Source organism: Sorangium sp. So ce887 (assembly GCF_051521455.1).
Lineage (GTDB): Bacteria > Myxococcota_A > Polyangia > Polyangiales > Polyangiaceae > Sorangium.
Window position 1 is genome coordinate 7419069 of sequence record NZ_CP150354.1, and the last position, 19130, is coordinate 7438198.

Consider the following 19130-nt stretch of genomic DNA (forward strand, 5'->3'; position numbering starts at 1 on the left):
GTGAGCGCCCTTTGACCCCCACCCGGGACACCGATGCTCCGCGCCGAGCACGCGTGACCGGTGGACCCGCCGGAGAGCCAATGATACCGTCCGGCCGATGTCGGAGAGTGTAGCTGAGCTCGAAGAACACCGCGCCGCGCTCACCGGGCACTGCTACCGGATGCTGGGTTCGGTGGTCGACGCCGACGACGCCGTCCAGGAGACGATGGTGCGCGCCTGGCGCAGCCTCGATCGGTTCGACGGGCGCTCGTCGCTGCGCACCTGGCTCTACCGCATCGCGACCAACGTCTGCATCGACCTGCGGACCGACCGCGCGCGCCGGGCGCGCCCCATCGAGGAAGGCCCGGTGGGCACCGTGGACGACACGCTCGAGACGCGCCCGCGCACGCACTGGCTGGAGCCCGTTCCCGACGCGCACGCCCTGCCGGCGGACATCGATGCTGCCGAGAAGGCGATGCTCCGCCAGAGCATCCGCCTCGCGTTCGTCGCGGCGCTCCAGCACCTGCCGCCGAAGCAGCGCGCCGCGCTGCTGCTCACCGAGGTGCTCGGCTGGTCCGCCGCGGAGGTCGCCGACAGCCTCAACACCTCGGTCGCCGCGATCAACAGCGCGCTCCAGCGCGCGCGGGCGACGCTCGCGGGCCGCGATCTCGGCGACGCGCGCGTCTCGCTGCCCGAAACGCAGTCCGCCCTGGTCGACCGCTACGTCGCCGCCTTCGAGCAGTACGACGTGGACGCGCTCGCGGCGCTGCTGCACCAGGACGCGATCCTGTCGATGCCGCCCTACACCCTCTGGCTGCGCGGCCCCGAGGCGATCCGCACCTGGCTTCTGGGCCGGGGGGCGGGCTGCCGCGGGTCGCGGCTCGTGCCGACGGCGGCCTCCGGCGCGCCGGCGTTCGCACAGTATCGCCCCACCCCCGAGGGCGGCCACCGGGCCTGGGCGCTCATCGTGCTCGACATCGCCGGGGACCGCATCGCCAGCATGACGTCCTTCCTCGACGCCGAGACGCTCTTCCCGCGGTTCGGGCTGCCGCTCGATCTTCCGGCCTGACCTTCCGGCCTGACCTTCCGGCCTGACCGCGGGCGCCCGGCCAGGAGCGGCGCGGCGATCTTTTTTCTCGGCGACCGATGATCCCCGACGGGCGCGGGGGTCTACGGGGTGAATCCAGCACGGAGGCACCCATGACCGCGAACGTCGCCAGCATCCATCATCGTGACCAAGATCTCACCACCGGGCCCCGGACCGAGGCGCCTACCCGCGTCGCAGCGCCCGGCGCGGCGCCGTCCAGGCGAGCGCTGTGGGCGGGTCGCGTCCTGAGCGGGCTGGGCGTGCTGTTCCTGACGTTCGATGCCGCGGTGAAGGTGCTGCGGCTGGTCCCCGCGGAGGCGGGGACCGCCGATCTCGGATTCCCGGCCAGCCTCGTCCCCACCCTCGGCTACCTCCAGATCGCCTGTCTGGTGACGTACCTGATCCCGCGCACCGCGGTGCTCGGCGCGATCCTGTGGACCGGTTACCTGGGCGGCGCGATCGCGATCCACGTGCGGGTCGGGAGCCCGCTCTTCAGCCACACGCTCTTTCCGATCTACATCGCCGCGCTCCTCTGGGCGGGGCTCTGGCTGCGCGACCGCCGCGCGCGCGCGCTGCTCGCGAGCCCGGCGTCGCTCGACCGATGAGCTTCACGCTTCCCCGGAGTCCATCACAGCAAAGGAGAAGAGAGCCATGACGACGAACAACCCTCGCAAGATCTTTGTCAACCTGTCCGTCCGCGATCTGAAGCGGTCGATGGAGTTCTTCAGCAAGCTCGGGTTCGAGTTCAACCCGCAGTTCACGGACGAGAACGCCGCCTGCATGGTCATCAGCGAGGAGGCCTATGTCATGCTCCTCGCGGAGCCGTACTTCAAGACGTTCACGAAGAAGGCGATCTGCAGCACGAGCACGCACACGGAAGGGCTCTTCGCGCTCTCGTGCAGCAGCCGGGGCGAGGTCGACGAGATGGTGAAGAAGGCGCTCGCGGCGGGCGGGTCGCACGCGATGGATCCGCAGGATCACGGCTTCATGTACGGCTCCAGCTTCTACGACCTGGATGGCCACCACTGGGAGGTCCTCTGGATGGACCCTGCGGCGATCCAGCCGTAGCCCGCGGCGGCGGGCGCGCCGCCCGGAGAGAGCTCACATGAAGGCACCTCAGCTCGCGCTGATGCCTATCTCTGCTGCGACCTTCCGCATCTTCCGATCGTCCGGCTCAAGAGCGCTCAGGACGAGCCGAGTGAGCTCGGGGCCTGCAGCTTCCGGCGTCCCCGCGTTGAACGGCGGAGCAGGGTCGTATTCGAGCATCAGCTGCGTCAGCTTCGCGGCATCGTCTCCGCGCAACAGCGCCAGGAGCGCCAGCCCGAAATCGATGCCCGCCGTCACCCCGCCGCCCGAGATCCGGTTGCGATCGACCACCACGCGCGCCTGGACACACTCGACGCCGAGCGCCTCGAGGATGTGGCGCGTGGCCCAGTGCGTCGTGGCCTTGTATCCCTGCATCAAGCCCGCCGCGGCGAGGATGAGCGATCCTGTGCACACGGAGGTCACGTACCTGGAGCGAGGGCCTCGATCCCTCAGAAACGCGAGGATCTCCTCGTCTGCCATGGCGTCGGACGTGCCCAGGCCGCCGGGCACGAACAGGATGTCCAGGTTGTCCGGACAGTCGCCGAAGGTCGCGGTCGGCTGGATAGAGACCCCGGAGTCGGACGTGACCAGGGCGCGCGTCTTCCAGAGGAGGTGGGTCGTCGCGTGAGGGCCCAGCACGCTTTGAGGACCGATCAGATCCAGCGCTGTGAGCCCCGGATAAAGCACCATCCCGATCTGGAGCAGCGGCTGCGGGCCTGGCAGCTTGAGTTCATACGCTTCCGTCATCTTTCGTCCCTGATCCTTTCATTCCTTCATCCGCCGATCATCCCCATCGCGGATCTTCGCCTCGACGCGGCGCCGCGCCTGGCCATGACGAGCGCCCTGTCGACGGCGCTCGGTGGACCTGACTGTGAGCGACGCCGAGGTGAACCGACAGGACATTCCACCCTGCTTTCAGGACACGAGGCTCAGGACCCCGGCGCTCCTCGTCACGCGGTCACGCGCGGCCGCGCGCTCGGGGTCCGCTCACGCTCGGCCGAAGCGCCGGCGATAGTCCTCCGGCGTGACCTGCAGGGCGCGCTGGAACGCGCGCCGCATCCGCTCGTCCGTGCCGAAGCCGCAGTCGCCCGCGAGCTGCTTGATGGACGCGCGGCCCCCCTCGAGGCAGGAGCGCGCCTGCTCCAGCCGCGCCGCCTCGACGAATTTTGCGGGGGTCATCTGCATGTCGCGGGTGAACGTCCGCGCGAAGTTGCGAGGGCTCATACCGGCCTTCTCGGCCAGCGCCTCGACGCGCAGATCGGCGTCGAGGTGCCGGAGGACCCAGTCGACGACACCCCGCAGCGGCCCCGTGGCGACCGTCTGCGCGTGCAGCGGGCGGCTGAACTGGGACTGTCCGCCAGGGCGCTTGAGGAACACCACGAGATCCCTCGCCACCTCGAGCGCCACGTCGTACCCGAGATCCTCCTCCACCAGCGAGAGCGCGAGATCGATGCTCGCGGTGGTGCCCGCGGACGTGTAGATCTTCCCGGATCGAATGAAGATCGCGTCGGGGTCGACATCGACACCGGGAAACTCGCGCGCCAGCGCGGCCGCCGAGCGCCAGTGCGTGGCCGCCCGGTGACCCGTGAGCAGCCCGGCGGCGGCGAGGATGAAGGCGCCGGTGCAGACAGCGCCCATGCGCCTCACCCCGGGCGTGGTCGCGCGGAGCCAGCCGAGCAGCCGGGCGTCACGCATCGCTCCACGGTAATCGCCCCCGGCGACAAGCACCGTATCGACGCCGGGAGCCAGGTCCGCGAGCGCCCTCTGAGCGACGATCTGCGTCCCGGTCAACGTCCGGACCACGCCGCCCGACACGGCGGCGATCTCGACATCATAGGCCGGGGGAGCCCCACGGAGCTTCGCCTTGACCAGCTCCGAGGCCAGGGCGAATACGTCGGCGGGCGCCACCACGTCGATGGCGCATGCGCCGTCGTAGGCCACGACCACGATCCTGCGCGTCGGCGCGTGACGGCCCGCGCCCGGCGTCACGCGGGGAGCGATCTTCGATGGACGGGGCCGGTTCACGCGATGACGCTACCCCGCTGCGCAGTTGACCGTCAAGACAAGGTACCTGCATTTCCTGCCAAGCACCCTGAGCGCGGAGAAGGTGATACGGGACCGCCCTCCGAGTGACCTGCGCAGAGGGCTCAGCGCTTCGAGCGCTCACCCTGGCTCTCCTGCTCCTTCAGCTCCTCCAGCAGGGCGTCGAGGCGCTCGTAGCTGCCCTCCCAGAAACGACGGTAGTTGTCCAGCCAGCCGCTCGCGTCCTCGAGCGGCTTGGCCTCGATCCGGCACGGCCGTCGCTGCGCGTCGCGACCACGCGAGATCAGGCCCGCGCGCTCCAGCACCTTGAGGTGCTTCGAGATCGCGGGCTGGCTCATCGCGAACGGCTTCGCCAGCTCGTTCACCGACGCCTCGCCGGACGCGAGGCGCGCGAGGATCGCTCGCCGGGTCGGATCGGCGAGCGCAGCGAACGTTGCGTCGAGGCGCTCGGAGGGCGTCATATTATAACTCCTTGGTTAAAAAACCATATGGTTATACAATGTACGGGCCCCACCGTCAAGCCTCGCGGCGACGGTGGCTCGGCCCGGCCGTTGTCTGTCCTCGCCGCGCGCTGGGCGCCGAGAGCTCCGCGCCTACGTGCGTCCACGAGCCCCTGCGTGCGCCGCGGCGAGCACTTCCTGCAGCGTGGCGCCGACCACGGGCTTGGTCAGGTGCAGGTCGAAGCCGGCCCGCCTGGACCTGGCCTGATCCTCGGGCCCGCCGTAGCCCGAGAGCGCCACAAGGTAGAGCGCCTCGCCGCCCGGCGCGGCCCGCGCCCGGCGGGCGACCTCGTAGCCGTCGAGGCCGGGCAGCCCGATGTCCACGAAGGCCACCTCGGGGCGCAGCTCCACGAGCTTCGCCACGCCCTCCAGCCCGTCCGCCGCGACCGTCACCTCGTGCCCCAGCGCCTCGATGTACGCCCGCATCACGCGGCGCACGTCCTCCGCGTCCTCCACGACGAGCACCCGGCGCCGCCCGGCCGCCGGCGCCTCCTGCTCCTCGGCGCGCGCCGCCGGAGCTGGCGGCGGCCCGTCGCGCGGCGCGAGCGGCGGCGGCGGCTCGGCGCTCGGGGCGGGCCGCGGCGCCGCGCCCGGGCCGAGCGGCAGGCGCACGGTGAACTCGCTGCCCAGGCCCGGTCCGGCGCTCGCCGCGACCACGCTGCCGCCGTGCAGCTCCACCAGCCGCCGCACCAGCGTGAGCCCGAGCCCCAGCCCGCCCGTGCTCCGGTCGATGGTCTGATCGACCTGCGTGAAGAGATCGAACACCCTGTCGAGCATCGCCGCCGGGATGCCGCGGCCCGTGTCGCGCACCCGCAGCACGGCCTCGGGCGCGCCGCCCGCCACCTCGCGGGTGAGGCGCACCGAGATCGAGCCGCCGGGCGGGGTGTACTTCGCGGCGTTGGTCAGGAGGTTCGTCACCACCTGCTCCAGCCGCGTGGCGTCGGCCCTCATGCCGAAGTCCCCGGACCCCACCGACAGCGCGAGCGCGTGGCGCCGGGCCTGGACGGCCGGCCTCACCGCGGCGGCGGCGCTCTGCACCACCGCCGCGAGATCGACGTCCTCGAGGCGCAGCTCCACCGTGCCGCGCGTGATGCGCGACACGTCGAGGAGATCGTCCACCAGCCGCACGAGGTGGCCCATCTGTCGCCGCGCGATCTCCCGGTAGCGCGCCGACTTGGGCTCGTCGCCGTCCACGTCGTCGAGCAGCGACAGCGACAGGCTGATCGAGGCCATCGGGTTGCGGAGCTCGTGCGCGAGCATCGCGAGGAACTCGTCCTTGCGCTGATCGGCGAGCTTGAGCGCCTCGACGAGCGCCTCCACGCGCCGGCGGGCGCTCACCTGGTCGGTCACGTCGAACGCGAACACGAAGACGCCCTCGATCGCCCCGTCGCGATCGCGCATCGGCTGGTAGACGAAGTTGAAGAAGACCTCCTCCGTCGTGCCGTCGCCCCGGCGGTCGAGCCGCACGGGCAGCTCCTTGCCGGCGATGGGCTCGCCGGTGCGGAACACGGTGTCCAGGAGGCTCCAGATGGGCTGTCCCTCGAGCTCGGGCAGGGCCGCGCGGATGGGCTTTCCCACGAGCGATCGCGCGCCGACGAGCTGCTGGTACTGCGCGTTGACCACCTCGAAGACGTGCTCCGGCCCGCGGAGGATGGCGATGGGCCCCGGGGCCTGCATGAAGAGGTCGTTCAGGTACTGGCGCTGCCCCTCGGCCTCGCGCCGCCGGCGCGCGAGCTCCACGTGGATGCGGACCCGCGCGAGGAGCTCCTTCGCGGAGAACGGCTTCACGAGGAAGTCGTCGGCGCCGGCCTCGAGGCTGTCGACGCGCGCCTCCTCGCCCGCGCGCGCCGAGAGCATCACCACGGCCACGCCGCGGGTGCGCTCGTCGGCGCGCAGCGCCCTCAGCAGGCCGAAGCCGTCGAGCCGCGGCATCATCACGTCGGTGAGCACGAGATCCGGGGGGTGCGCGCAGGCGCGCTCCAGGGCGGCCTGACCGTCGGCCACGGCCTCCACCGTCCACCCCTCCGCGACGAGCAGCCGCCGCGCGTACTCGCGCATGTCCGCGTTGTCGTCGGCGACGAGGACGTGCCCCGGCAGTTTCACGGCCGGCCCCTCGCCCGCCGGCAGGGCAGCCGGCGCCTGCTCGCCGCGGATCCACTGCGCGGCCTCGTCGAAGAACGGCGCGGCGCCGCGCCCCCCCACGGACGGCGAGGAGCCCGGCGCGACGTGGTCCTCGGGCAGGTGCGCCCTGCCGAGCGGGATGGACACCGTGAAGCGGCTGCCCTCGCCGGAGCGGCTCTCCACGGTCACGCTGCCGCCGTGGAGCTTCGCCAGCTCCTGCACCAGGGCGAGTCCGATGCCGCTGCCCTCGTAGCTGCGGCCCGTGGCCCCCTCGACGCGGTGGAACCGCTCGAACACGTGCGGCAGCTCCGCCTCCGGGATGCCGGTGCCGGTGTCCGCGACCGACAGGACGACCGACCCGCCGGCCGCCTCCAGCGAGACCCGCACGCCCCCCGTGAAGGTGAACTTGAAGGCGTTCGAGACGAGGTTGAGCACGATCTTCTCCCAGAGCTCCCGGTCGACGTAGGCCGGCTCGGAGAGGGGCGGGCAGTCCACCGCGAGGGAGAGGCCGGCCCGCTCCAGGAGCGAGCGGAACGAGCTCGCCAGTTCGGCGGTGAAGGAGCCGAGATCGGTCGGCTGGTAGCTGGCCTGGATGCGGCCCGCCTCGATGCGCGAGAAGTCGAGCAGCGTGTTGACGAGCCGGAGGAGCCGGAGGCTGTTGCGGTGGACGATCGCGAGGCGCTCGCGCTGCCGGGGGGGCAAAGGCTGCTCGGCGTCCGAGAGGCCGTCCTCCACGGGCCCCAGGATCAGCGTCAGCGGGGTGCGGAACTCGTGGCTGACGTTGCTGAAGAAGGCCGTCTTCACGCGGTCGAGCTCGGCGAGCGCCAGCAGCCTGCGCCGCTCCTCCTCGCTGGCCCGGGCGCTCTGGATGGCCGTCGCGCAGTGACCGGCCACGAGCCGCAGGAAGGCGCGGTAGTCGTCGTCCAGCAGGAGCCGGGGGCTGACGCCCGCGACGAGGAACCCGGCCGGCCGCCCGCCGGCGCCGGCGCGGTGCAGCGGCAGCACCACCGCCCGGCGCGCGGCGTCCGGCCACGGCCCTCCCGGGAGCGGGCCGACGCCCGCGGGCAGCTCCGCCAGATCCACCTCGACGTCCTCGCGCAGCGCGCGATGCAGCGGCCACACTGCGCCTCCGGCCGCGGCGTCGAGGCGCGCTGTGGCCGGCGCTGCGGCGTGGCCGGGGTCGAGCCCGGCGATCGCCGCGAGGCGGGCCTGCGCGCCGTCGTCGTCGGCGAGATAGAGGAGGGCGAACGGCAGGTCGCGCCCGGCCTCCGCGACGGTCCCCATCATCACACGACAGGCATCCTCGACGTTCTTGGCGTCGGCCGCCCTGGCTCCGAGCGTCCCGAGGAGCTTTAGCCGGCGCTGCCCGAGGATGTGCCCGGTGCTCTCGGAGCACGCCACGAAGACGCCCGCGACAGCGCCCGTCTCGTCCCGGATCGGGCTGTAGCCGTAGTTGAAGTAGCACTCCTCCAGGAAGCCGTTCCGATCGAGGATGAGCAGGCCGTCCCGGAGGTACGTGGCGCCTCCTGCGAAGACCTTCTCGATCATCGGCTCGATGACGTCCCAGATCTCCTTCCAGCACGCGCGGCCCGCCTGGCCCATGGCGGCCGGGTGCTTCCTGGAGCCGAGGATGGGGCGGTAGCCGTCGTTGTAGAACTGGATCAGCTCACGGCCCCACCAGAGAAACATCGGGTGCTCGGACGAGAGCAGGATGGACAGCGCCGTGCGCAGCGACTGGGGCCACCCCTCGACGGGGCCGAGCGCCGTCTGCGACCAGTCGATCGCGCGGATGAGCGCCCCCATCTCCCCGCCGCCGGAGAGCGCGGCGCCGGCCGGATCCAGCCAGTTCCCGGCGCTCGCCGCCTCGACCCAGCTCATGTCAGCCTCCGCTCCTCGCTCGGATCGAGGTGGCTCGTGCGCTGTCCCGTCATGGCGACCGTTCGCTTGTATCACACCCCCCGGGCTCGGCGGTCATCCGGCGCCGCCGCGCGGATCGCGGTCCCCGCCCGCTTTGCCTCGATGAGTTCGTCAGAGGCCCTGTACACCCGCTGGACACGAGCGCACAGGACAGGGCCTGTCTCGCCAGGGCCGCGCGCTCCCGGCGCGGAGCGCTCCCTCGATGGCAGGACCCGAGGGCGACGTCGATGCGCTCGCCGGCGAGATCGACATGGCGATCGACGGTGAGGCCCTCGACGCCGAAATCGGGCGGAGCTCCGCCTTGACAAGCGCGGGGCGGCGATGTACTTAACCCAAAGGTTAATTAACCAATTGGTTAGATACGGGTGCCGGCCCATCCGCTGGGCACCCCGTTCAGGATCAGGGACGACAGCGCAGGAGGAGAAGAGTCATGGTCGCAACCAGCGTCGCAAACAAGAACAGCTTCCAGGTCACGACGCCGTCGGAACAGGAGATCTGCATGACGCGCCTGTTCAATGCGCCGAGGCACCTCGTGTTCGAGGCGATGACGAAGCCCGAGCACGTGAAGCGATGGTGGGGCTGCCTGAGCGAGGGATACTCGGTGCCCGTCTGCGAGATCGACCTTCGCCCGGGCGGCGCGTGGCGCTTCGTGAACCGCTTCCCCGAGGGCGAGGCCGCTTTCCACGGCGAGTACAAGGAGATCACGCCGCCGAGCCGGATCGTGTTCACCGAGATCTTCGAGCAGTTTCCGGACACCGTCTCGGTGGTGACATCGGTCTTCACCGACGAGGGCGGCAAGACGCGCGTCACGACCACGGTGCGCTATCCGTCGAAGGAAGTGCGCGACGCGGTCGTCGCGTCCGGAATGGAGCAGGGCGCGGGTACGAGCTACGACCGCCTCGAGGAGCTGGTCGCGCAGCTGCAGTAGCGAAGAGGCTGCGGGCCGGCCGGCGCGGGCCGGACGCGCTCTCTGCCTAGCAGGCGCCCCCGGCGCCCTCCAGCGCCACAACGACCTCGCCGAGCGGCGCCGCGAGGCGGAGCCACGCCTCGCCGCCCACGCGCAGCGCGGCGAGCACGTCGTCCGCGCGGCCGTGGAACGCGCCTAGCGAGCGAGCCGGGCCGCCCTCGTCGACCGCGAGCACGGCCACCTCGCCCCCTGCGCGCCCGACCACGACGAGCACGCCCGTGTCGGTCGCGCCAAGCCACGCCGGGCGGCCGTCGAGCGCGACCTTCCGGGGGGCGCCGCGCCTCGGCGCCTCGTACAGGAGCCCGCGGGGCACGTCGCACCCCCAGAACGAGCGCAGCCGCAGCGCGGCCGGCAACGCGCCGCCGAAGACCTCGTAGGCGTCGCAGGCGTCGTGGCCAGGGTCGAGCGGGAGCAGATCGGCGTCGTCCGGGACGAGGCGGACGAGCGCCGCGTCGCGCGCCTCCACGAAGCGCGAGAGCGCGCGGCGCAGGCGGGCAGGGGGCAAGTTGAAGAGCGGGCCGACGCGCGCGCGGACCTCCCCGCCCTCCACGGAGATGCTGTGCACGCCGCTCCGCTTGAGAAAAAACACGCTGCCCCGGCGCACGGCGAGCGGGCTCCCGGGGGCGAGCATCCTGGTCAGCTCGGTCGCGCCGCACCCCCGCTCCAGGCGCACGAGCTCGTGACCGTCGATGCCGAACGCGCGGACACCCTCCGTGCAGAGCCGATTGAACCGCCCGCCCGACGACGCGGCAACGAGCTCCGTTCCCGGCGGGGCGAGGTCGCCCTCGCCGAATAGCAGGCGCCTTGCGCGCACGACGTTCTCCTGGGCGCCGGAGTCCCGCGCCGCCGAGAACAGCGCCTCGCGCTCGGCTCGAGGCATGCGCTGCTCTATCCCCCATCGCGCGCGCCAGGTGATGTGCTCGACCAGGAACCGCACGATCCCCGCGCGCGACGCGACGGGCACGCCCGCGAGCGCCGCCTCGAAGACCGCGTGGATGCCGAGGCTGCGGAGCATCGCCTCGGGCACGGCCTCGAAGGCATACGCCTCGTCCCACGCACCTCGCCGAGCGCCGTACCAGGCGCCGAGCGCCCACGCCGCCTCGGGCATGCCGCCCCGGGCCGCGTGCACGGCCTTCAGGGCCGCGCCGAGCCACCCGGCGTCGAGCACGACGCACCCCTCCCGCCACAACGCGTCCAAATGCCTGCCAAGCTCGGGCGGCGCGGCGGCGCGCCAGGCGCCCAGAGCAGCGGCGATCTCCGGCGAGCGGCCCCGCTCCAGCGCGCGCAGCTGCTCCCCGACGCCGCGCGCCGAGAGCCACGCCGCGAGCGCGGCGGGCTCCTCCAGGTCGACGGCCTCGCTCCACGAGAGCAGCTGCACGGAGCAATCGCCGTGGACCCGGAGCGCGCTGGACGGCCGGCAGGCACGCTCGAGCGCGAGGGTCACCGGCCGCGCCCAGGCCGCGCGGCCGGCGCGTGCCCCCCCGCGGATGCGGAGCAGCTGTCGGAGCGGGCCGAGCGCGGAGCGACCGACGCGGACCCGGCGCTGGTCCTCGCGGACGAGCCACACCGCCGTGGCCTCGTCGAGAGCACGATCGAGATCGGCCTGCGCCGGAGGCGGGGAAGGCGCTGTCGGCCATACCGCCATGGTCACGGCTTCGGTGCCACGGGGACGTAGCCGTCCGGACCGCTCGTGGGAATGGGCTTGTTGGTCGCCGGATCGAGCCAGTTATTCCCGGTCACCGGGTGCTTGGCGACGCCGTGCACCTTGGGATCCCACGGCGTGCCGCTCATCTCGCCGGGGTGGATCACGCCCTTCGGCCCATTCACGTAGTCCTTGCCGTCGATCGTCGTCTCCGACTTCGACCAGAAATTGTACCAGGGCCGCGGCTTGACGAAATTCCCTTCCCAGTCCCCAGCGCGGTCACCTTGGCCATCGCGTCAGACCTCCTGGAGGGGAGTGTACATGGCGCCTCAGGGCGAGCCAACAGGCCTCCCGGCAGGACCGGCGACGGCCACGCAGCAGGACCCGCGCCGCGGGCGGACGCGCGCGCGACGCCTGCCCGCGTCATCGCCGCATGTCACACCGCATCTGCATCCGACGTCCGGCGGATCCACTCGACGGCAGCCAGGCGCGTCTCGAACACCCCGAAGTGCGCGCCGCGGCGCTCCTCGGCCACCATCTCACCGAACCGGCTGCTGAAATCGGGTCCCCCCGGCGGACACACCACGGCGAGCCGGATCCGGTAGTTCCTTAGCTTCTGCAGAAGCTCTCCGGCCTCTCTCGAGCTGAGATCGAAGAAGGCGGCCGGCAGGTTCGCCGCGTAGAGGAGGGCGCACCGCGCGCCGTCCGAGAAACAGGCCTCGAGCACGCGATCGACGTCGCGAGCGCTCGACATGAGGGCCTGGTCCGGCAGGCCTTCCACGAACCTCACAGCGCCCTCATCGACCGCCGTCAACTCCATCGCTGCCCTCGCATGCGGCTCCGGCGCCGCGGGCCCAACGCCTCAAGAATTGCTGGGCCCACGCAGGGTAACCCCGGGAGATGGCCACTGTACAGGCGTCGCGCGCGACGCGCCGGGCTCGCTCGAACCGGCCGTACGGTGCGCTGGTTCGGTCGAGCACCGCTCTCCCTAGGACGCCGCTCCCCCTCAGACAACCACCGTGCCGGCGATCTTCGTGATCGCGAGGACGGCGCGGAGCAGCTCGCGCGCGCTCGGGGCGACGTAGCGCACGCGGCGCGCGTCCAGGCGGACCACCCCGGGCACGAGCTCCGCCGCGTCCGCGTAGGCGGTCGTGAGCAGCGAGAACGTCACGCCGATCGGCAGCGGGAGCGTGTACGGCCTGACCCGCGCGAGCCCCCGCAGCGCCTCGCCCGCCGCGGCCCGGATGCGCCGGCACGCCTCGTCGGGGTGGATCGACCGCGCGCTGTAGCGCGTGATCGATGCCTTCACCGCCACGGTCGTCACCCCCGGGAACCGCTCGCTCGCGTGCGCGGTCACGGCCTCGTCCCCCGTGACCAGCGCCACGGGCACCCCCGCCTCTCCCAGGACGAGCGCGTTGATGGCGGCCTCGTCGACCCACAGCCCGGGATCGTCCGCCGCGCTCTTCGCGGGGTGCAGCCGGATCTCGCCCACCACCGCGCCGTAGTAGGTGTGGTCGAGCACGCTCGCGCGCAGGCCCGAGCCCCCGTGGTAGCCGACGAAGAACGCGGCGTCGGGCTGCCCCGCGTCCAGCCCCTGCACCATCGACAGCGGCTTCAGCGCGCCCGAGATCACCTCGACCCGGGGATCCAGCTCCTCGAAGAGGAGGTTGCGCATGTCCGCGTGGCTGTCGTTGACGACGACCCGCGTGGCTCCCGCGCCGAACGCGCCGAGCGCGGCGGCGTTCGCCTCGCGGCTCATCCACGCCCGCGCGCGCTCATAGTCGCCGCCGCCCCGGCGCGTCTGGTCGACATGCACCACCCCCGCGCATCCCTCCAGGTCGATCGAGATCAGCACGAACATCGGTGTCCCTCCTAGCGCCGCCGCGGCGGTCACGCGAGGGGGCCTAGCGCCGCGCGCCGGCAGAGGCCACGTCGGGCTGACGTCGAGACCCAGGTCGCGCTCGCCCGCCCTGCGGCAGGCCAGCGCGACCTCATGTGCGGCACCGCAGCGACGCTATCTCCCGGAGAACGGGAACGGCGTGGGAGGACAGCTCGCCAGGCACCTCCAGTAGCGCTGGTAGCACACGTGGGGCAGCGCAAATGACACGCACGCTCGATACATGCGCTGGCACCTGAACCTGCAATAGGGCGAGATGGCTTCGACGGCGCTGCCGATCGTCTCGGAGTCTGTCTCCTCGACGGCCCGGGGCTGAACCTCTCCCTCGGCTCCGCCCGGCAAGAGCTCCTCTGCGCTGGCCGGGCGCGCCCCGCCGTCGAAGGCCGCCAGCATGCCGAAAGCGAGGACTGCCTGAATTCTTCTCGTCGTTCTCATGGTCCCCCCCTCCGCGTGGAATCCGCTGCACAAGACGAACGATCGGAATTGCGCATCGTCTTATGCCCGCACGACATGTTGTGCGGGCATCGCTGGATGTCCACCCGGCCGGGCGCGGCCGCGCGCTGTCGCTTTTCTCTGTGTCCGAGTTCGCGTCCGAGTTCGCGTCCGAGCGACCTATCCACGCTCGCTCATCGAGCGCGGTCGACCGGCGACCTCACTGGGCGCGCTGGATCTCGTCGGAGAACCTCACCGCCTCGCGGAGGACGTGATCGGCGAGCGACGGATCGATGATGCTCTTGATCTGCCCCGTCTCGATGCCCTGCTCCGCGGCCGTCTTGAAGTCGATGACCTCGTCGGCCATGATCGCGAGCTGCCCGCTGCCGACGCGCTGCGTGTGCGCCTGATACAGCTGCTCCGCGCGCGCCTTCGCGTCCGCGACGAGCGTGCGCTCCTGCGGGTCGAGCAGGTGCGCGACGAACTCGAGGTGCTCCGCCATGATCGTCGTCCAGAACGCCGAGACCTCGTCGCGCTGGAGCGCGGCGCTGCCGTTCGCGAGCAGCGCGAGCCGGGCGGCGAAGCGCTCGGCCTCGCGCGCGATGTGGTCGAAGAAGAGCGGCCAGACGAGGCTCCGGAGCGTGCCGGCCTCCTGCGCGCGCTGCATGCGGCGCTTGTACTCGATCAACTGGAGGACGCTCGCCCGCGTCGAGGAGAGGAGCGAGGAGAGCCCGTCGTCGCGATAGCCGCCGTCACGGGCCGAGAGGAAGTGTCTCGCAAAGACGAGCTGGAACTGCCGCGCCTCGCTCCGGGGCCCGCGGAGGTGGTCGCCCGGCATGAGCAGCGACATGAACATCGCGTGCTCCATCATGATGTCCGTCCAGAAGAGGACCTCCGAGATGGCGTACCCGGCGAGCCCGGCGTTCATGCCGGGCAGGTAGATCGGCTTCCTCGCGCGCTGATCGACGAAGACACCGGGCGTGAACGCCGTCCCTTCCGGCAGGGAGAGCGGCCCGATCGGCTCGCAGCTGCCCTGACCCTTGCTCGGCTCGATCGCGAGGCCCGGTGTGGCGATCAGCGATACACCGGCGGCGACCGCCGCCGTGCCGGCGAATTGCCGGCGTCCAAGTTTCCCTTGCAAAGCACGCTTCTCCATCGACGCTCCTCCAGGTTCGTACGGCGTTGAGAATCCGAGCGCGAGGGTGCATGTCCCGCGCCCGGGCCGAGGCGCGGGCCGGAGAGCCGTCCGCGGGCGCGCGTCCCGCAGATCCCATCGACCCGCGACACCGGCATTCACCACGCCCTGGCGCCTCGTCACGAGGGAAGCCGCCGGAGGAGGCGTCGGACGCATGACCGCGGAATCCGCCCGTGATGGGAGGTCAGCGGGCGACAACCTGCGAAGACCGAGCACATGCCCCTTCATTCGCTGGCCACCTGCGACTGCCGAGCACATGGAGCCCGCCATCTACCGTCCGCGGGAGAGCCCCGGACGGGCTTCTAGGACGTACCGCCGCTCGCCCCCTGCCGGCGCACGACGCGGGCGGAGCGGACAACGTCGCCCACGCAAGCGCAACGGCCAGGTCGCCGGCGCGACAGACACCGCCGACACACGCCCGCCGCCACGCCGGCGACACCTACATTCCCCTACTCTTGCCCCTGTGTTGGTCCTGAAATTTTTTGGCTATCGTCGCCCGGCATGTCGAGACCCCGCCCTCGGCTCCGACCTGCCCATGAACGCGCCCCGATGCCGGGGCGAGAGCGATGAGAAGGAGTCGACAATGAAATACATCATGATGATGCACACCCCGAGCGACGGTCCGTACCAGGTTGCCAGCTGGCCTCAGAAGGACTTCCAGGCGCACATCGCGTTCATGAAGCGCTTTCACGCGCAGCTCAGCGAGTCGGGTGAGCTCGTGGCGGCCGAGGGCCTGGCGGGGCCCGACCAGGCCAAGCTCGTGCGCGCCGGCAAGGACGGCAAGCCGGTCACCGACGGGGTGTTCCCGGAGACCAAGGAGTTCCTCGCCGGGTACTGGATCGTGGACGTCGACCGCCCCGAACGCGCCTACGAGCTCGCCGCGCAGGCGTCCGCCGCGCCGGGCCCCGGCGGCGGGCCGCTCAACCTGGCGATCGAAGTGCGAGAGGTGATGAGCGCGCCGCCGCCCCAAGAACTCCCTTGATCTCGCGGTCACGGGATGCCCCGGCCGAGCGCCTGCTGCGCGACCTCGCGCCGCAGGTGCTCGGCGCCGTCCTCCGGCGGTTCCACGACTTCGGCGCCGCCGAGGACGCCGTCCAGGAGGCGCTGATCGCGGCGGCCGCGCAGTGGCCGCGCGACGGCCTGCCCGACGAGCCGCGCGCCTGGCTCATCCAGGTGGCGTCGCGGCGCATCACCGATCACGTCCGGAGCGAGGCCGCCCGCCGCCGCCGCGAGGCGTTCGTGGTCAGCCTCGTGCCGCCGGAGCAGCAGATCGCCCTCGCCGCCGACAGCGACGAGGCGCCCCTGCAGGACGACACGCTCACCCTGCTCTTCATGTGCTGCCACCCCGCGCTGTCGACGTCCTCCGCGATCGCGCTCACGCTGCGCGCCGTCGGCGGCCTGACGACGGCCGAGATCGCCAGGGCGTTCCTGGTCCCCGAAGCGACCATGGCGCAGCGGATCAGCCGCGCCAAGCAGACCATCAAGGCCTCCGGCGTGCCGTTCGAGATGCCCACGGCGCCCACGCCCGAAGAGCGCGCGGCGCGGCTCGGCGCCGTCTTGCACGTGCTCTATCTGATCTTCAACGAGGGTTACACGACGAGCTCCGGCCCCGAGCTGCACCGCGACGATCTGTCGAGCGAGGCGATCCGCCTGACGCGCGCCGTGCACGCGCTCCTCCCGGACGACGGCGAGATCGCCGGCCTGCTCGCGCTGATGCTCCTGACCGACGCGCGCCGCGCGGCGCGGACCGGGCCCGCGGGCGAGCTGATCCCGCTCGCCGAGCAGGATCGAAGCCTGTGGGATCAGGGCGCGATCGCCGAGGGCGTCGCCCTCGTCACCGCGGCGCTGTCCCGGGGCGCGATCGGCGTGTACCCGCTGCAAGCCGCGATCGCGGCGGTGCATGACGAGGCGGCGCGCGCCGAGGACACGGACTGGCCGCAGATCCTGGCGCTGTACGACGTGCTGATGCGGATGTCCGACAACCCCATGGTGGCGCTCAGCCACGCGATCGCCACGGCCATGGTGCGCGGCCCCGAGGCGGGGCTCGAGCTGCTGAGGACGCTCGACGCCGATCCGCGCCTCGCCGGCCATCACCGCCTCGACGCCGCCCGCGCGCACCTCCTGGAGCGGGCCGGGGATCACGACGCGGCGATAGCGCACTACCGGCGAGCGGCCAGCCGCACGACGAACCTCCCCGAGCAGAACTACCTCACGTCGCAGGCGGCTCGGCTGAGCGACGCCCGGAAATAGCGAGTCGCGGGCCTCCGCGGCGACAGGCACGCGGTCATGCCGGCGTAAGGGAGAGCCCGATGCACCGTGTGCATGACGCCCATGCCGCATATCCATTGGGACCGCGCCACCCGGGAAACTAGAGTCCGCGACTGACCTGCTCTCGTGGCTCGAGGAGCCTGAGCGCGTCAGTATCCGTAAGATGATCCGTGAGATGTCAGATTCGTGCTCGGGGCCGGATCAAGCGTTGATGCCCCCGTCCGAGATCGCCAGCTGATCCCCGCGCCGCGTCGCCCATGGCGCGGGCTCACAGGGCGGCTCGACTCGCTTCCTTGCGCCTCGGGTCGACGCGCGTCGCAGCTTGGCGCGCGTCGACCCGAGGCACGGCCGCGAAGGAAGGCCTCGCAGCGCATTCGATGTCCTTGCATTACAAATCGGGAGTTTGCCATGAAGATAATTCGACTGATCGCTTGTACTGGTCTTGTATTCGCGGGGACCGGCGTGGCGTGCTCGACGCCCGTCGAGGACGAGGCCACCGGCCAGGTCCGCTCCGAGGTCATCTATGGCGACGATGACCGGGAGGAGCCGTTCACGTACTCGGATCCCGTGTGGGCGCAGCGCGTGCTCGACTTCACCGTGGCCCTGGTCCCCACCTCGGCGGTCGACGACTCGGACCCGAACGACATCCAGATCGCCGGGCCCGACTGGATCGGGCGGGACGACGTGTGCCCCGACGAGCGCTTCGCCACGCAGCCGGCGCTCGCCGACTGCAGCGGCACGCTGATCGACGACGACCTGGTGCTGACGGCCGGGCATTGCATCAACAACTGCGGCGACAGCCGCTTCGTCTTCGATTACGCGATGAACCCCTCCACCGGCCAGCTCAACCAGATCACGAGCGACGACCTCTACAGCTGCGTGGATTTCATCACCTGGTACAGGGATCCCAGCGGAGCGGACTACACGGTCGTGCGCCTGGACCGGCCGGTCGTGGGGCGGCAGCCCGCCGCGGTGCGCGTGTCGAGCGAGCCGCTGGAAGAAGACGAGACCGATCTCATCGTGCACGGCTTCCCCCGCGGGTTGCCGCTCAAGCTGGCCGACGGCGCCACGATCCGCAGCAACGCGTCGAGCCTCGACTTCTTCGTCGCGAACCTGGACACGTTCGTGGGCAACTCGGGCTCGGGCGTGTTCGACCTCGACACGCACGAGCTCGTCGGCATCCTGGTGCGCGGCGCGCAGGACTTCGAGCCGGACGAGGACGAGGACTGCGTGCGCCCGAAGCAGTGCTTGAACGACGAATGCCGCGGCGAGGACGTGACCTATGCCTTCCGCGCGGTCCAGGCCATGTGCGAGAAGACGGTGTCCGACGTGTGCTCCTGCGGCGACGGCGCCTGCGGCCCGCTCGAGAGCCCGGCCTCGTGCGCGAGCGACTGCTCCTGCGGCGACGGCGTCTGCAGCACCGGCGAGAGCACCTCGTCCTGCCCGGCGGACTGCCAGCTGGAGGTGCTGTACGACGAGCACACGCCGCAGCCGAACTGGGTGACGCCGGGCATCCAGGTGCGCAATGCAGGGACCGACAGCCTCTACGTCGGGAGCGCGATCGTGCGTTACTATTTCACCAAGGAGCCGACTGGCACGCTCGCGGGGGAGTGCTGGGGCTGCTCGACCACGCCGGCGATGAGCTTCCATGAGGTGCCCGGCGGCGGGTGCGCGGACGCGACCCACTACGTCGACGTGGAGCTCCCGAGTGTCTCGCTCGCCCCCTCGGGCACCACCGAGCAGCTCCGCCTCGCGTTCCACGCGTCCAGCTGGCAGGCGTTCAACCAGTCGAACGACCACTCCTACGCCGGAGGCAGCTGGAACTGGGCGCCCAACCCGAAGATCACGATGTACCGGCTCGGCGTCAGGGTCTTCGGCGACGAGCCCTGCCCGGGCGTCTTCATCCCGCCGCCCAACTGAACCGGTACAGTGAGAGAGGAGCGATACCGTGAGCCTGATGGCGACTGAAGGGTGATCGCGCGGAGATGGTAAGGAT

16 protein-coding genes and 1 pseudogene are annotated in these 19130 nt (G+C 71.4%); 7 read left to right on the forward strand and 10 right to left on the reverse strand.

The annotated features are described in order from the left end of the window. Positions 1 to 37: 37 nt before the first annotated feature. From WMF36_RS27430 to WMF36_RS27440, 3 genes and pseudogenes are all read left to right on the forward strand, one after another. Positions 38 to 1048 (forward strand): annotated as a pseudogene (locus tag WMF36_RS27430) (sigma-70 family RNA polymerase sigma factor); the annotation flags it as partial. Positions 1049 to 1179: 131 nt separating this feature from the next. Then, complete coding sequence (locus WMF36_RS27435; protein WP_437573721.1) at positions 1180 to 1671, forward strand: DoxX family protein; 492 nt, start codon at positions 1180 to 1182, stop codon at positions 1669 to 1671. Between the two features lie 46 nt (positions 1672 to 1717). Further along, positions 1718 to 2134, forward strand: coding sequence for a VOC family protein (locus WMF36_RS27440; RefSeq protein WP_437573722.1), 417 nt, complete (start codon positions 1718 to 1720; stop codon positions 2132 to 2134). 48 nt (positions 2135 to 2182) lie between these two features. Here WMF36_RS27440 and WMF36_RS27445 read toward each other — a convergent pair whose 3' ends face one another. The 4 genes from WMF36_RS27445 to WMF36_RS27460 all read right to left on the reverse strand — a co-directional run bounded on the left by WMF36_RS27445 (position 2183) and on the right by WMF36_RS27460 (position 8694). Further along, positions 2183 to 2899 (reverse strand): DJ-1/PfpI family protein, encoded by a 717-nt coding sequence (locus WMF36_RS27445; protein WP_437573723.1) that lies wholly within the window; start codon positions 2897 to 2899, stop codon positions 2183 to 2185. A gap of 240 nt (positions 2900 to 3139) precedes the next feature. Then, the gene (locus tag WMF36_RS27450) at positions 3140 to 4099 is read right to left on the reverse strand and encodes a GlxA family transcriptional regulator (RefSeq protein ID WP_437581970.1); all 960 of its coding nucleotides are present in this window, start codon (positions 4097 to 4099) and stop codon (positions 3140 to 3142) included. A 200-nt stretch (positions 4100 to 4299) separates the two neighbouring features. Next, positions 4300 to 4656 (reverse strand): ArsR/SmtB family transcription factor, encoded by a 357-nt coding sequence (locus tag WMF36_RS27455; RefSeq protein WP_437476938.1) that lies wholly within the window; start codon positions 4654 to 4656, stop codon positions 4300 to 4302. 132 nt (positions 4657 to 4788) lie between these two features. After that, the gene (locus WMF36_RS27460) at positions 4789 to 8694 is read right to left on the reverse strand and encodes an ATP-binding protein (RefSeq protein WP_437573724.1); all 3906 of its coding nucleotides are present in this window, start codon (positions 8692 to 8694) and stop codon (positions 4789 to 4791) included. A gap of 469 nt (positions 8695 to 9163) precedes the next feature. Between WMF36_RS27460 and WMF36_RS27465 the strand changes: the two genes are divergently transcribed. Next, a complete protein-coding gene (locus WMF36_RS27465) occupies positions 9164 to 9661 on the forward strand; it encodes an SRPBCC family protein (protein ID WP_437573725.1) in 498 nt (165 codons plus the stop codon). A gap of 46 nt (positions 9662 to 9707) precedes the next feature. On the opposite strand, the gene WMF36_RS27470 is transcribed toward WMF36_RS27465, so the two are convergent. The 6 genes from WMF36_RS27470 to WMF36_RS27495 form a co-directional block, all read right to left on the reverse strand. Beyond that, a complete protein-coding gene (locus tag WMF36_RS27470) occupies positions 9708 to 11345 on the reverse strand; it encodes a hypothetical protein (RefSeq protein ID WP_437573726.1) in 1638 nt (545 codons plus the stop codon). A 2-nt stretch (positions 11346 to 11347) separates the two neighbouring features. Next, a complete protein-coding gene (locus tag WMF36_RS27475; RefSeq protein ID WP_437573727.1) occupies positions 11348 to 11527 on the reverse strand; it encodes a hypothetical protein in 180 nt (59 codons plus the stop codon). A 251-nt stretch (positions 11528 to 11778) separates the two neighbouring features. Further along, entirely contained in the window at positions 11779 to 12132 is a 354-nt protein-coding gene (locus WMF36_RS27480) for a DUF4180 domain-containing protein (protein WP_437573728.1), read from the reverse strand. Between the two features lie 216 nt (positions 12133 to 12348). Continuing rightward, positions 12349 to 13203, reverse strand: a complete 855-nt coding sequence (locus WMF36_RS27485) for a M55 family metallopeptidase (protein WP_437573729.1) — start codon at positions 13201 to 13203, stop codon at positions 12349 to 12351. A 153-nt stretch (positions 13204 to 13356) separates the two neighbouring features. Continuing rightward, positions 13357 to 13674 carry a hypothetical protein gene (locus tag WMF36_RS27490; protein WP_437573730.1) on the reverse strand — a complete coding sequence of 106 codons (318 nt, stop codon included), beginning with the start codon at positions 13672 to 13674 and terminating at the stop codon, positions 13357 to 13359. A gap of 217 nt (positions 13675 to 13891) precedes the next feature. After that, positions 13892 to 14827 carry a DUF2935 domain-containing protein gene (locus WMF36_RS27495; protein WP_437573731.1) on the reverse strand — a complete coding sequence of 312 codons (936 nt, stop codon included), beginning with the start codon at positions 14825 to 14827 and terminating at the stop codon, positions 13892 to 13894. A 622-nt stretch (positions 14828 to 15449) separates the two neighbouring features. Here WMF36_RS27495 and WMF36_RS27500 point away from each other — a divergent pair. From WMF36_RS27500 to WMF36_RS27510, 3 genes are all read left to right on the forward strand, one after another. Next, positions 15450 to 15848, forward strand: a complete 399-nt coding sequence (locus tag WMF36_RS27500) for a YciI family protein (RefSeq protein WP_437573732.1) — start codon at positions 15450 to 15452, stop codon at positions 15846 to 15848. Then, positions 15845 to 17116 (forward strand): RNA polymerase sigma factor, encoded by a 1272-nt coding sequence (locus tag WMF36_RS27505; protein ID WP_437573733.1) that lies wholly within the window; start codon positions 15845 to 15847, stop codon positions 17114 to 17116. Before WMF36_RS27500 ends, WMF36_RS27505 begins: the two co-directional genes overlap by 4 nt. Positions 17117 to 17542: 426 nt before the next feature. Beyond that, on the forward strand, positions 17543 to 19054 hold the full coding sequence (locus tag WMF36_RS27510) for a trypsin-like serine peptidase (RefSeq protein WP_437573734.1): 1512 nt from the start codon (positions 17543 to 17545) through the stop codon (positions 19052 to 19054). Positions 19055 to 19130: the final 76 nt, after the last annotated feature.

What these genes read in the sequence shown, in the direction of transcription:
- WMF36_RS27435 (WP_437573721.1), top strand. Translation starts at nt 1,180, where the DNA reads ATGACCGCGAACGTCGCCAGCATCCATCATCGTGACCAAGATCTCACC.
- WMF36_RS27440 (WP_437573722.1), top strand. Translation starts at nt 1,718, where the DNA reads ATGACGACGAACAACCCTCGCAAGATCTTTGTCAACCTGTCCGTCCGC.
- WMF36_RS27445 (WP_437573723.1), bottom strand. Translation starts at nt 2,899, where the DNA reads ATGACGGAAGCGTATGAACTCAAGCTGCCAGGCCCGCAGCCGCTGCTC.
- WMF36_RS27455 (WP_437476938.1), bottom strand. Translation starts at nt 4,656, where the DNA reads ATGACGCCCTCCGAGCGCCTCGACGCAACGTTCGCTGCGCTCGCCGAT.
- WMF36_RS27460 (WP_437573724.1), bottom strand. Translation starts at nt 8,694, where the DNA reads ATGAGCTGGGTCGAGGCGGCGAGCGCCGGGAACTGGCTGGATCCGGCC.
- WMF36_RS27465 (WP_437573725.1), top strand. Translation starts at nt 9,164, where the DNA reads ATGGTCGCAACCAGCGTCGCAAACAAGAACAGCTTCCAGGTCACGACG.
- WMF36_RS27470 (WP_437573726.1), bottom strand. Translation starts at nt 11,345, where the DNA reads ATGGCGGTATGGCCGACAGCGCCTTCCCCGCCTCCGGCGCAGGCCGAT.
- WMF36_RS27485 (WP_437573729.1), bottom strand. Translation starts at nt 13,203, where the DNA reads ATGTTCGTGCTGATCTCGATCGACCTGGAGGGATGCGCGGGGGTGGTG.
- WMF36_RS27490 (WP_437573730.1), bottom strand. Translation starts at nt 13,674, where the DNA reads ATGAGAACGACGAGAAGAATTCAGGCAGTCCTCGCTTTCGGCATGCTG.
- WMF36_RS27495 (WP_437573731.1), bottom strand. Translation starts at nt 14,827, where the DNA reads ATGGAGAAGCGTGCTTTGCAAGGGAAACTTGGACGCCGGCAATTCGCC.
- WMF36_RS27500 (WP_437573732.1), top strand. Translation starts at nt 15,450, where the DNA reads ATGAAATACATCATGATGATGCACACCCCGAGCGACGGTCCGTACCAG.
- WMF36_RS27510 (WP_437573734.1), top strand. Translation starts at nt 17,543, where the DNA reads ATGAAGATAATTCGACTGATCGCTTGTACTGGTCTTGTATTCGCGGGG.